At 73.3% G+C, this 12,965-nt stretch carries 10 protein-coding genes; 6 read left to right on the forward strand and 4 right to left on the reverse strand.

Annotated features, from left to right (window positions below):
* Positions 1–19: 19 nt before the first annotated feature.
* Together ACWEVN_RS20995 and ACWEVN_RS21000 are read right to left on the reverse strand one after the other, a co-directional pair.
* On the reverse strand, positions 20–310 hold the full coding sequence (locus ACWEVN_RS20995) for a hypothetical protein (protein ID WP_452052383.1): 291 nt from the start codon (positions 308–310) through the stop codon (positions 20–22).
* A 19-nt stretch (positions 311–329) separates the two neighbouring features.
* Positions 330–3,101 carry a BTAD domain-containing putative transcriptional regulator gene (locus tag ACWEVN_RS21000; protein ID WP_452052384.1) on the reverse strand — a complete coding sequence of 924 codons (2,772 nt, stop codon included), beginning with the start codon at positions 3,099–3,101 and terminating at the stop codon, positions 330–332.
* Positions 3,102–3,236: 135 nt separating this feature from the next.
* Between ACWEVN_RS21000 and ACWEVN_RS21005 the strand changes: the two genes are divergently transcribed.
* From ACWEVN_RS21005 to ACWEVN_RS21030, 6 genes are all read left to right on the forward strand, one after another.
* Positions 3,237–3,842: an RNA polymerase sigma factor gene (locus ACWEVN_RS21005; RefSeq protein WP_452052385.1), complete on the forward strand. Its 606-nt coding sequence runs from the start codon at positions 3,237–3,239 to the stop codon at positions 3,840–3,842.
* Positions 3,843–4,104: 262 nt separating this feature from the next.
* Positions 4,105–5,367, forward strand: a complete 1,263-nt coding sequence (locus ACWEVN_RS21010; protein ID WP_452052386.1) for a helix-turn-helix domain-containing protein — start codon at positions 4,105–4,107, stop codon at positions 5,365–5,367.
* Between the two features lie 158 nt (positions 5,368–5,525).
* Positions 5,526–6,785, forward strand: a complete 1,260-nt coding sequence (locus ACWEVN_RS21015) for an MFS transporter (RefSeq protein WP_452052387.1) — start codon at positions 5,526–5,528, stop codon at positions 6,783–6,785.
* Positions 6,782–8,107 (forward strand): ATP-grasp domain-containing protein, encoded by a 1,326-nt coding sequence (locus ACWEVN_RS21020; RefSeq protein ID WP_452052388.1) that lies wholly within the window; start codon positions 6,782–6,784, stop codon positions 8,105–8,107. The genes ACWEVN_RS21015 and ACWEVN_RS21020 overlap by 4 nt, the downstream gene beginning before the upstream one ends.
* Positions 8,104–9,369, forward strand: a complete 1,266-nt coding sequence (locus ACWEVN_RS21025) for an acyl-CoA dehydrogenase family protein (RefSeq protein ID WP_449684056.1) — start codon at positions 8,104–8,106, stop codon at positions 9,367–9,369. The genes ACWEVN_RS21020 and ACWEVN_RS21025 overlap by 4 nt, the downstream gene beginning before the upstream one ends.
* Positions 9,362–10,615 carry an ATP-grasp domain-containing protein gene (locus ACWEVN_RS21030; protein WP_452052389.1) on the forward strand — a complete coding sequence of 418 codons (1,254 nt, stop codon included), beginning with the start codon at positions 9,362–9,364 and terminating at the stop codon, positions 10,613–10,615. Before ACWEVN_RS21025 ends, ACWEVN_RS21030 begins: the two co-directional genes overlap by 8 nt.
* Before the next feature lie 70 nt (positions 10,616–10,685).
* Here the strand turns inward: ACWEVN_RS21030 and ACWEVN_RS21035 are convergent, their stop codons facing one another.
* Positions 10,686–11,990 (reverse strand): FAD-dependent oxidoreductase, encoded by a 1,305-nt coding sequence (locus ACWEVN_RS21035; protein WP_452052390.1) that lies wholly within the window; start codon positions 11,988–11,990, stop codon positions 10,686–10,688.
* A partial coding sequence (locus ACWEVN_RS21040) for an NAD(P)/FAD-dependent oxidoreductase (RefSeq protein ID WP_452052391.1) occupies positions 11,990–12,965 on the reverse strand: 976 nt, incomplete at its 5' end. The genes ACWEVN_RS21040 and ACWEVN_RS21035, both read right to left, overlap by 1 nt.

The raw sequence follows: 12,965 nt of genomic DNA on the forward strand, positions 1-12,965 counted from the left end.
CACGCGGCGGCTTCGGGTGCTACCGGATGAAGGACGCCTTGATGAACCGCGGCACCACGAACGCCGCCGAGGAGTCGGATTGGTAGTTCACCAGCAGCTCCTGCTGCTCGGGCGTGAAGGACTCGTCGAACTCGGAGCTGAACGCCTCCGTGATCCGGCGCTCGACCGCGTTCTCCTTCGCCGTCGCGAGCCAGGCGAACCAGAGCACCGCGGACAGGAATTCCTGCTGCTCCTCCGGGAGCCCCTTGGCCAGTTTCTTCAGATTCGGCCAGAAATCGGCGAGGTCCGCCGGCTGGTCCTTTTCGGACATTTTTCCTCCGGTTCGGTGACTATCCACTGTGTACTTCGGCCAGTCTCATCCGTACTTCGTCCGCCTCCGGGTGCGCGAGGTGGGCGAGGATGTCGTGCGCCCGCTGCCAGCCGGACCGGGCGGCCCCGGCCTCGCCCAGTTCGTGGCGGAGGTTGGCGAGCTCGATCAGCACCCGCGCCTCCGTCACGAGGTTTCCGTTGCGGTGCACGATCTCCAGCGCCCGCTCGTAGCAGGCGATCGCCCGGGGGTGGTCCCCGAGCTGCTTGTGGGCGTAGCCGATGCTGTGCCAGCTCTGGGTGGCGCCCATCTGGTCGCCGAGCTGCGTCTGCAGGTCGAGGGCCAGCCGGCAGTACGCGATGGCCTCGGCGTGCGCGCCGAGCAGGGTGTGGAACCAGCCGACGGCGTTGAGCGCCGTCGCCTCGCCCGCCCGGTGCCCCGCCGCCTGGAACAGCTCGAGGGCCTGCTCGGCGTGCGGCAGCGCGTCCGCGGCGAGGCCCTGCTTGTCGAGCAGCCAGGCGAACTGGCGGTGGGCGTGGGCTTGCCCGACGACGTCGGCGCTCGCGCGGTACAACTCCAGGGCCGCTCCGAGGTCGGCGCCGGCTTCGGTGTGCCGGCCGAACCTGGCGTGCGTGCCGCCCAGGTGCAGGTGGGCGAAGGCCTGCTGGCGCCGGTCACCGAGCCGGCGCGCGGCGGCCAGTGCGGTGGTGAGCACTTCCTGCTCGTCGTGCCAGTACCCGCGCATGTTCAGGAACCGCTGCATCGACCAGGCGAGCTCCCAGACCCGGGCGTCGAACTCCGCGTCCGCGTGCACGGCCTGCAGCAGCACCCGGTGCTCGGCCTCGAACCACGCCAGCGCCCGCCGGTGGTCGGTGATCCGGTCCGGCTCGGCTCCCTCGGGAAGCGGGGTCAGCTCGGGCGGCACTTCCAGCCGCGGGTCGAGGAAGCCGTCGGCGAGGTACGCGGTGTGGGCGTAGTGGCCGAGCAGCCGGTGCGCCGCCACGGCCCGCCCGGCGGGGGACTCCTCCTCGGACGCCAGCTCCGCGGCGTAGGCGCGCAGCAGGTCGTGCAGGGTGTAGCGGCCGGGGGCCGGCTCGGCGATCAGGTGCGCGTGCGCCAGCTCGGTCAGCAGCACCCGGGTCCGTCCCGCGGGCAGCCCGGCCAGGCTCGCCGCCGCCGGCGTGCCGAGGTCCGGGCCGGGGTGCAGGCCGAAGAGGCGGAACAGCCGGGCCGCCGCGGGATCCAGCCGCAGGTACGACCAGGAGAACACGGCCCGGGGGTCGGTCGCCGGGTCGGCGGCGGCGAACTCGTCGAGGCCACACGCGTCCCGCAGCTGCCCGGCCAGCGCGGCCAGCCCGAACCCGGGGTGGATCGCCGCGCGCGCCGCCACCACCGCCAGGGCCAGCGGCAGGTGCGCGCACAGGGCGATGATCTCGTCCGCCGCCGCGGGCTCGGCCGCGATCCGGTCCGCACCCAGCCGGCCGCGCAGCAGCGCCCGCGCCTCCGCGGTGTCCAGGAGGTCGACGGCGAGGGGACGCGCGCCGGCCGTGACCAGACCGGTGAGCTGGTCGCGGCTGGTCACCAGCACCACGCTGCCCGGCGCCCCGGGCAGCAGCGGGCGCACCTGCCCGGCGTCACGGGCGTTGTCCAGCACGACCAGCACACGCCGGTTCGCCAGCAGCGTCCGGTACAGGCCGGCCTGCGCGTCGAGGGTGCGGGGGATCCGGTTGTCGGGGACGTCCAGGGCTTCGAGGAACCCGCGCACCGCGTCGGCCGGGGCCACCGGCGACCCGGTCGGATCGAAACCGCGCAGGTTCACGTACAGCTGGCCGTCGGGGAACTCGCCGGCCACCGAGTGGGCCCAGTGCAGCGCCAGGGCCGTCTTGCCGACCCCGGCGGTGCCCGACAGGACGACGATCCGCGGGGCGGGGGACCGCTCGCTCCCGATCTCGCCGAGCCGGCGCAACGACCGCTCCCGGCCCGCGAACCCCGGCGTGTCCGGGGGCAGCTGTGCCGGGACGGAAGCCGGCGCGGCGCGCGGGCCGGGCGGCAGCTCGCCCCGCAGGATCTCGCCGTGCAGGGCTCGCAGCTCGGCGCCCGGATCGGTGCCGAGCGCGTCGGCGAGCCGGGCGCGGACGGCGGCGTAGCGCTCGATCGCCTCCGCGTCCCGCCCCGCGGCGTGCAGCGCGCGCATGAGCAACGCTTCGAGCGGCTCCGCGAGCGGGTACTCCGCCGCCAGCTCGGGTAGCGCGCCGATGACCGTGCCGGGCCGGCCGAGCCGGAGTTCCAGCTCGCCCCAGGTGACGGCCGCGTCGAGCCGGCGGCGGTGCCAGGCCGTGCGGACCTGCTCGGCCCAGTCGCCGTGGAGGCCGGCCAGCGGCGCACCCCGCCAGCCGCGCAGGGCCTCCGACAACGCGGCGGCCCGGTCGGCGTCAGAGGCGCGAAGATCGTTGCCCCGGTCGACCAGGTGGGCGAACCGGTGCAGGTCGACGACACCGGGGTCGATTTCCAGCAGGTAACCCGCGGTTTTCCGGGTGACCCCGGCCGGCGTACCGGTCAGTTCCGTCACTCGATCGAGGAGCCGGCGTATTCGGCTCAGGTGGGAATAGACGACATTGCGCGCCTCTTCCGGCGGGTTTTCACCCCAAACCCGATCGATCAGCGTCTCCATCGGAACCGGGCGCCCGGCATCGACCGCCAATGCCGCGAGAACGGCCTGCTGCCGCGGGGTCCCGACGTCCAGCGGCTCTCCCGCGACGCGCAGCTGCACCGCCCCGAACAGCAGGAACTCCATGCGGCGGACTCCCCGTGCTCGACGCGTCCGGACCGGCCACGTCGATGCTGCCCGCACCGCAAGGTCTCTGCAAGGTCGGCGTCCAGGGCGTGGCGGAATCGTGAACCCGGGAACAGCCGAGTTCGAGGAGGGACCATGCGGGACGAGTCGGCGGGACGATTGCTGGAAAATGCGGCCCGAGGTGCGGAATGGGCTTGGCGGGAGCTGGTCGACCGCTATTCTTCGCTGATCCACGCGGTGTGCCGGCAACACCGGATCGGCGCCGCCGACGCCCAGGACATCAGCGGCGCGGTGTGGCTGCAATTGGTGGCCAACCTGGCGCAGATCCGCGAACCGGACGCGCTGCCCGGCTGGCTGCGCACCACCGCCCGGCACGAGTGCCTGCGGCTGCTGCGCCACCGGAACCGGCAGATCCCCACCGAGGCCACGATGTTCGCCGACCCCGAGGGCCCCGCGCCCGACGCCACGATCATCGGAGCCGAGCGGCTGGTCGCCGCCCGCACCGCCTGCGCCCAGCTGTCGCGGCAGGACCGGGAGCTGCTCTCGCTGCTGTTCGACGACCCGCCCCGGTCCTACCGGGAAATCAGCACGACGCTGGGGATTCCGGTCGGCTCGATCGGCCCGTCGCGCGCCCGGTGCCTGGCGAGGGTGCGCAACACGCCGGCGATCGTCGCGCTGCTGGCCGCGGAGCGGCAGGACTTCCCTGGGCACACTTCCCGGAGCGGGCGGGCCACCGCTTGATACACGCGCCCGCGAGCGAACCTCACCCGGTCGGCAGCGCACCTGTCACCGGCCGCTGGAGACATCCACCTGAGCTGGCAGGCGGTTCGCGCCGCGACACCACCGTAGCCTCGCGCAGCCCGTGCGGTGACCGGAAAAACGGCGTCGTTTCCTGCCACCCGGGTTACGCCGATCGGGCCATCCGCGGCGGCCCGATTTCCCTTTGTATCTGTGGTAAAGCTCGTTGCCCCTTTAGCAATGAGCTCAGGCAGAGGGAGATGGCATGGGTCGGCCAGAACGCCCGCTGGACCTCACCGCCGGACCGATCGCCGCCTTCGCTCACGAACTGCGGGCGTTGCGGAGCCGGGCCGGGAACGCCAGCTACCGGGAACTCGCCCGGGCCGCGCACTTCGCGCCGTCAGTGTTGTCCAGTGCCGCCAGCGGCCGCCGGCTGCCGACCCTGGCCGTGACACTGGCCTTCGTGTCCGCCTGCGGCGGGGACCGCCTGGCGTGGGAACAGCGCTGGCGGAGCATCGCCGGCCAGAAGGGAGACGACGAACCACCGAAGTCCCGCGGCAGAACCGTCCGGCCGGCGCAACTACCACCCGGCTCGAGAACCTTCGTCGGCCGGCAACCGGAGCTCGCGAACGCCGTCGCGGCGAGCGGCCCGGGGACGGCGCCGGTGCTCGTCACCGGGCCGATCGGAACCGGCAAAGTCACCTTCGCCCTGCGGCTGGCCGAAGAGATCACCGCGGGCTTCCCGGACGGGCAGTTCTACGCCGACCTCGGTGAAGGCCGCTCGACCGACGGCATCGTGCGGGGCTTCCTGCGCGCCCTCGGCGTGGCGGCCCACCTCGTGCCCGACGACCCGGCGCACCGGATCGACCTGTACCGGTCGCTGCTGGCCGAACACCGGCTGTTCGTCCTGCTCACCGGCGCGGCCACGGAGGCACAGGTGCGGCCGCTGCTCGGCCGGTCGGCCCACAGCCAGGTCGTGGTGACCAGCCGCGCCCGGCTACCGGCCCTGGAGGACGCCCACCGGGTCGAGCTGACCGCGTTCACCCGCCCGGAATCGCTGGCGCTGCTCGGGAAGCTCGCCGGTGAACGCCGGATCCAGGCCGAACACGCCGCAGCGGACGCCATCGCCGCCCGCTGCGGCGATCTGCCGCTGGCCGTCAGCGTCATCGGGCGCAAGATCGCCGCGCGCCCGGAACGGGCGATCACCGTCACCACCGGCCGGGACCGGCTCCTGGACAGCCTCAGCGTCGGGGACGTCAACGTCCGCGACCGCTTCACCGCGGCGTACGAAAGCCTTCCCGCCGCCGGACGTGCGGCCGTCCGCCACTTCGGGACCGGCAGCGTGACACCGGCGCGCATCGCCGCGGCCATCGGGGTCGCCACCGAGACCGCCGACGAGCTCCTGGAATCCATTGTGGACGCCGGGCTCCTCCGGCGCGCCGACGTGGCCGGTCGCTACGCGATTCCCGAGCTGGTCAAGGTGTTCGCCGCGGAAGCGGCGGCGAGATTCCCGGGTCGCCGGGAATAGTTCCCCTACCCTCCGGGAACCGGCCGAACCTAGCCTTCGTGCATCGGGCCGGCGGCGCTCACTGTCCACTGTGTACGCAGCGGGCTCCCGCGCGCCGCCGGCCGTCGTGAGTTCGTGACCACGGAGGTGACTGTGCGACCGACCAAGGAGGTGGCCGGGTGACCGGCAGTACGCGGACCGGCGTCTTCGCGGTGCTGCGGGCGACCCCCGCCCCGGTCAGGTACCTGCTGGCCGGCATGCTCGTCAACCAGTTGGGCGCCTTCGTCCAGACGTTCCTGGTGCTGTACCTGACCTTCCGGGGCAGCTCGCCCGGGTTCGCCGGGGTCTGCCTCGCCGCCTACAGTGTGGGCGCGATCTTCGGCGCCATGCTGGGCGGCGAGCTGACCCACCGGTTCGGCGGCCGGACGACGATCGTGGCCGTGATGACCTGCGCGGCGCCGCTCGTCGCGTCGATCCCGCTGGTCCGGGGCGTGCCCGCGGCCCTGCTCGCGGTGGTCGCGCTGTCCGGGCTGGCCATCCAGGCCTACCGGCCGGCGGCCGCGGTGCTGCTCGCCGAGTCCATGCCCGAAGAGCACAAGGTCATGGGCTTCTCGATGATGCGCATCGCGCTGAACGTCGGCGCCGCCGTGGCGCCGCTGTTGGCGGCCGTGCTCATCCTGGTGAACTGGGACCTGCTGTTCTGGCTGGACGGCGCGACCGCGGCGGCGTGGGCGCTGCTGGCCTTCACCCTGCTCCCGCGGCGCACCGCGGACCGGCACCGCACCGAGCCCGGCAGCGCTCCGGCGAGGGCCGCGAGCGCCCGTGCGGTGTACGGGACGATGCTGCGCGACACCCGGTTCCTCTGCTACCTGGTGGCCGGCGTGTTCGGCATGATGGTCTACGCCGGGTCGGTCGCGGTGCTGCCGCTGAACATCGTCTCCGCCGGTTACCCGGTCGGGCTCTACAGCACGGTGCTGGTGATCTCCTCGGTCGTGCTGATCACCTGCGAACTGAAGATCACCACTTACATCGTCCGCATCCCGAAGTACGTCGCCGGCCTGACCGGCAACCTGGTCAGCGGGCTCGGGTTCACCCTCTACGGGCTGATCGCGCAGTCCCCGTTCTTCGTGCTCGCCGGCGCGCTGTTCGCGGTGTCCGGGCTGATGATCCACGGGCCGAGCACGGCCGCGCACCCGGCCACCTTCCCGGCGCCGGTGCGCAGCCGGTACATCGCGACGAAGGAGACGCTGTCCGGCCTGGCCGCGACGGTCGGCCCGGTGCTGGGGCTGTTCGTGTTCAGCCGTTACGGCGGGCCGGTGTTCTGGGCCTGCTGCGCGCTGTTGTCCGTCGCCGCCGGCTCGATGCACATCTACGGTCTCCGGACGCCCCCGGCGCCGGTGCCCGTCCCCGAACCGGAAGCCGTGGGAGAACGATCGTGAACGAACCCCAGAGCGTGCTGCTGGTCATCGGCAGCGGACTGCGGACCTACCGCGAATACCTCGTCGAGTCGATCCACCGGTGCGCCCGCCGGGCCGGGCTCGGGCTGGTCCTGCTGAACAACCTCAAGCCCACCTGGCAGCGCGCCTACTTCGACGACATCGTCCACGTCGACGTGTTCGACGCCGACGAGATGCTCGCCGCCGCCCGCGAAGTCGCCGCACGGCACCACGTCGTCGGCCTGATGTGCTGGGACGAACCCGTCGTGCTCGCCGCCGGTGAGCTCGCCGCCGAGCTCGGCGTGCCCGGCCTGAGCGTGGCCGGGGTCCGCGGCTGCCGGGACAAGAACCGCACCCGGGCCGTGCTGACCGCCGAAGGGCTGCCGCAGCCGGGGTACGCCCTGACCACCGGCCTCGGCGAGGCCCGCGCGGCGGCCGCCCGGATCGGCTACCCGGTCGTGCTCAAGCCGCGGGCCATGGGCGCGAGCATCGGCGTGGTGTTCGCCGGCGACGAGTCCGAGCTGGACGCCGCGTTCGCGGTCGCGATGGGAGCGGCCACCGTCGACCAGAGCCGCTACGGCGGGGCCGCGATCGTGGAAGGCTTCGTCCGCGGGCCGGAGATCAGCATCGACGCCGCCGTGCACCAGGGCGAATACCTGCCGATGTTCGTCGCCCGCAAGCACACCGGCGACCCGCCCTACTTCGAAGAGGTCGGCCACGTCGTCGACGCCGGCGACCCGCTGCTGCACGACACCGAGCTACTGGACGTCCTGGTGCGGGCGCACCGCGCGCTCGGCGTGGAAGACGGCATCACCCACACCGAGGTCCGGCTGACCGACCGCGGCCCGGTGATCATCGAGGTCAACGGGCGCCTCGGCGGCGACCTGATCCCGTTCCTCGGCAAGACGGCCACCGGCATCGACCCCGGCGACGTCCTGTTCGCCGTCGCCACCGGGCACCGGCCGGCCATCACCCGCAGCCGGAACGCGGTGGCCGGCATCCGGTTCGGCTACCCGGAACACGACTGCCGGGTCGACGAGATCACCGTCCCCACCGATCGCGCGCAGGTGCCGGGGCTGGTCCTCGCGGCGCCGATGACCGCACCCGGCACCACCCTGCGGCTGCCCCCCGGCGGCTACCTCGCCCGCCACTCGTTCGTGGTGTGCGAGGCCGACGACCCCGAAACCTGCGACCGGCGCCTGGACACCGCCGCCGCCGCGGTGCGGGTCGACGCCGTCCCGGTCGGCCCACCGGAACCCGGAACCGCCTTCGAGATGCCCGCCGGGCTGCTCGACGTCGACGAACACGAGGGAGTTTCCGCATGACCATGACCGAGCCCGCCCGCACCGATGTGCCGCTGACCGGCGCGCAGATCCTCGAGAACGCGAAGGCGCTCGCGCCGGTCCTGCGCGAACGGGCCGCCGAGATCGAGGCGAACCGGAGCCTGCCCGAGGACGTCGTGCAGCTGCTGCGCGACGCCGGCGTCTTCCGCATCGGCTTCAGCCGGGCCTGGGGCGGCCCCGAGATGACCTCGATGGAGCAGACCGAAGTGATCGAGGCACTGTCCTACGGCGACGCCTCGGTGGGCTGGTGCGCCAAGCTCGGCTCGGACATCGGCCTGCACGCGAACTTCCTCGACCAGGACGAAGCCCGCCGGATGTTCACCAGCATCGACATGCACTCCGCCGGGGTGCTCCCGGTGACCGGGCACGCCGAACGCGTCCCCGGCGGCTACATGCTCACCGGCCGGTGGGGCTTCGGCAGCGGCTCGACCCACGCCGACTGGGTGGCCTCCGGCGCCATGGTGTTCGAGAACGGCGAACCCTACGCCAGCCCCGACGGCAGCAACCCGCACGAGTCCCGCCTGTTCATGGTCCCGCAGGAACAGATCCGCTCCCTCGACAACTGGTACACCCTCGGCCTGTGCGGCTCCGGCAGCAGCGACTACACGATCACCGACGTCTTCGTCCCGGAGAACCACACCCTGACCTTCGACAACCCGAAGGTCCCCAACGGGCCGCTGGTGCAGCCGGACGTCATCCAGCGCAGCATGTGCGGCGCCCCGCTCGGCGTCGCGCGGGCCGCCCTGGACTACGTCCGCGACCTCACCATCGAGCGCGTCGACATGCTGAAGGGCTCGCCCTGGCGGATGAGCGGCCTCGCCTGGAAGGACAACGAGCACATCCAGATCACCCTGGCCGAGTGCGAGGCCGACTACAGCACCACCCGGGCCGGGGTGTACCGCGCCCTGGAACGGCAGTGGGAGGTCACCGCGGACGGCACCGGCACGCTGGACGACCTCACCCCCGACGAGCGGGTCGCCCCGGCCCTGACCGGCTGGCAGGCGTTCCAGATGGCCAAGCGGGTCGTGCTGCGGCTGTGCGACCTGCTCGGCACCGCCGCGATCCGCTCCGGTGACCCGATGAACCGGTGGCTCCGCGACGCGGTGACCATGGCCATGCACCCGACCGCCCGCGACCGCGTCACCCAGACGGTCGGGGCGCACCTGGTCGGGGCCCGGCCCTCCATGCGGTTCATGCTCGGCATCGTGGACAAGCCGAAGACCGAGTCCGACGCCGATGCGTGAGCGGCCCGTCCTGGTCGTCGGGTTCGTGACGCCGGTGCTGCTGGCCCTCACCGGCGCCGAGCCCGACGGCTCGGTCGTCCTCGTCGAGGAGCCGGACGTGGTCCGCAAGCGCGACCTGCGTGCCCGCCTGGCCGGTTCCGCGCTGGTGCGGGAACTGGTCGAGTGGGAGCACGCCCGGCCCGGCTCGGCCGACGAGTTCCACGCCGCCCACCCGGACCTGGACCCGGTCGCGGTGATCCCGCTGATCGAGTACGCCACGCCGTTCGCCGCCCGGCTCGCCGAACGCTACGGCCTGCCGGGCGCGAGCCTCGGCGCCGCGCTCATCCTGCGGGACAAGGCCGTGCTGCGCCGGGTCAGCGCGGCGGCCGGGCTGGCCAACCCGGAAAGCACCACCGTGACCGGCCCGGCGGACGTGCTCGAGTTCATGCGCGCCCACCCGGGGCCGGTGGTGCTCAAGCCGGCGAACCGGCAGGCCTCCGTCGGGACCCGGATCGTCCGCGACCCGGCCGAAGCCGAGCGGGCCTGGGCGAACTGCCTCGAGCAGGACGAGGGCATCTTCGTCCCGGACCGGCCGATGGAACTGCGGATGCTGGCCGAGCGGTACGTGCCCGGCGCCGAGTACAGCGTCGAGCTGCTCGTCCGCGGCGGCCGGCAGCTGTTCGCCAACGTCACGGGCAAACAGCTCTACCCGGGCCCGTACCCGGTGGAGCTGGCCCACATCGTGCCGGCCGACATCCCCGGCGAGCTCACCGAAACGCTGGCGGAGGTGACCCGCCGGGTCGTCACGGCCACCGGGTTCGCCGACGGGATCGTCCACTGCGAGTGGATCGTCGGCGACGACGGCGTGCCGTACCTGGTGGAGTGCGCGGGCCGGATCGCCGGGGACGGCATCATGGAGATCATCGACCGCGCCTACTCGATCGAGCTGCTGCGCGCGTACTTCGCCGTGATGCGCGGCGAAACCCCGCCCGAGCTGCCGGCGCGGGCGACCGGCGGTGCGGCGGTCCGGTTCGTCCCGATGGAGCCCGGCGTGATCGAGGCCGTGGTCGGCCTGGAGCAGGCCCGCCGGGTCGAGGGCGTGTTCCTCGTCGACCTCCAGGTCGGCCCCGGGCACCGGTTCGCCGGCCTGCGCAGCTCCTGGGACCGTTCGGGCCTGGTCATGGCTCAGGCGGACAGCCCGGCCGAAGCCCTGCAGCGCGCGGAGAAAGCCGCCGGGCTGGTGCGGATCGAGGTCCGTCCCGGGTAAGGGCGTTCCCGCAAAACGGAAAGAGGCCTTCGCCGCTGGTTCGGCGAAGGCCTCTTTCCGGTGCGGGGGGTCAGCGGCGAAGCCGGCGACCCGCGGCGAGGGCAGCGGCCGAGAGGGCGGCCGCGCCGAGGAACTTCAGGAGGCGGTGCTGGCGGCTGGCCCGGTGCTGGGCCTGCCGGTAGGGGATCGTGGTGTTGGTGACCATGGCGTGCAACGGCATCCAGCGGTGACGCAACAGCTTCTCCAGCACCGTGTCGCAGGCCCGCTCCAGGCGGACCGCCGGGGACCGGACCGTGTCGCGCAACTCGGCGAAGTTGCGGTGGGACATGGTGGCGAGCGCGTCGGTGTTGGGCTTGCGGCGGGCGTAGTACCGGGCCAGCGCCGCCGCCGGGTCGGCCGGGTGGGCGGCCAGGCTGTCGGTCAGCTCGAGCGCGTCCTCGAAGGCCGAGTTCATGCCCTGGGCCAGGAACGGGTAGACGGCGTGGCAGGCGTCGCCGATCAGCACCACCTTGCCCTCGTAGGTCCACGGGGCGGTGCTGACGGTGACCAGGTTGAAGGTGGGCCGGCGCAGGAACGCCTCGCCGAGGTCGGGGACCAGGGCCAGGACGTCGGGGAACTCCCGGCGGAACAACGCCTCCACGTCCGACGCCGTCCGCAGCGAGTCGAAGCCGGCCGGGCCGTGGAACGGCAGGACGCACGAGCAGGTGAAGGACCCGTCGCGGTTGGGGTGGGCGAACATCATGGTGTCGCCGCGGGGCCACAGGTGGAAGACGTCGTCGGCCATCCGGTGGCTGCCGTCGGCGGCGGCCGGGATGTGCAGCTCGCGCCAGCCCCACTCCAGGTAGCTCTGCGAGAACTCCGCGCGCAGCTCGTGGTGCATGAACCGGCGAACGGCCGAGAACGCGCCGTCCGCGCCCACCACGACGTCCGGTTGCACCGTGAACGACTTCCCGTCCGAGCCCTCGAAAGTCGCCGACGGCCGGTCGCGGTCCACGCCGGTGCACCGCGTGTCGAAGACGAACCGCACCCCGGGTTCCCGGAGGGCGGCGTCCACCAGCACCGCGCTGAGGTCCTGGCGCTGGATGGCGAGGATGCCGCCGTCGCCGTAGGGCGAAAACCGCAGCCCGGCGTCGGTGTTGTGCAGCAGCCGCCCGCGCATCGGCACGACGAACCGCTTCACCTCGTCCTGCAGCCCCAGGCGGTCCAGAGCGGCCAGGCCGCGCCGGGACAGGCCCAGATTCATCGACGTCGCCGCGACGGTCGTCCCGCGCGGGTCCGGGCGGCGGTCGTACACCGTCACGACGTGTCCCTGCCGGCCCAGCGAGAGCGCGAGGAACGCGCCGGCCATGCCGGCCCCCACGATCGTGAACTCCACTACGCACACTCCTTGTCGGTCACTTCTTCGATGGCGCCGAGGATTTCCCGGGCGACGAGCGGAGCGGCGCCGAACCCGGAGCCGCCGCAGGCCGAGCGGGCCCACACCGACGGGTGAATCCGGGCGAGGACGGGCCCACCCGTGACGGCATCGGCCGCGTAGTGGCAGTCCTTGGTCGCCACCACGGTGTGGTCCCCGGCGAGGAGCCGCTCCGAAAGCAGCCGGCCGGCCCACGGCTCGCGGTCGGGATCCGCGGTGGTGGCGACTTCCCGGCACACCGCGTCCGAACTGATCTTGAGCAGGGTCCCGCCCCCGGGCGGCAGCAGCCAGGCCCGGCGGTCGCCCCCGATCCGGCCGACCCCGGGCGCCGACGCCCACCAGGCCGCCAGGTGCGGCGGCGGGCGCAGGTAGGCCATGGTCTGCCGGTACAGCACGACGGGCGGCCCGCCCAGGGCGCTGGTCCACGGCCCGCCCGCGAGCAGGATGACGTCCGCGCCGAGCTCCTCGCCGGTGTCCAGGACCAGCCGGTGGTCCTGGACACCGGCGGCGGCGCACCCGGACCGCAGCGTCACGGCGGGCTGCGCGGCGAGCCAGTCGACGGCCGCGCGCAGGAACCGATCGGCCAGCAGCACGGCCCCGCCGGGGTCGAACACGCCGCCGGTCCCGTCGGGGAACACCACGGGCGGCAGCGTGTCCGGGGCGACGGCGGTGGCGGGCACCCCGGCCTGGCGGGCGGTGTCGAAGGCCCGCGCGAGCTCGTCCGGGGTGCCGGCGGTGACGACACCGACGGGCCGCACGAAGCGGACCCGCAGCAGCGTTTCGAGTTCCGCCCACCGCCGGCGGGCTTCGGCCATCCGCGCGGTGCCGTCGACGTCGTCCGGGCGCAGCACCCGCAGGGCCCGGTGCTGGTCGGACGAGGTCGACGCGGGGTTCGGGATGGCACCGCGGTCGAGGACGAGAACGCGGTGCCCGGCC

Source organism: Amycolatopsis sp. NPDC003861 (assembly GCF_053605405.1).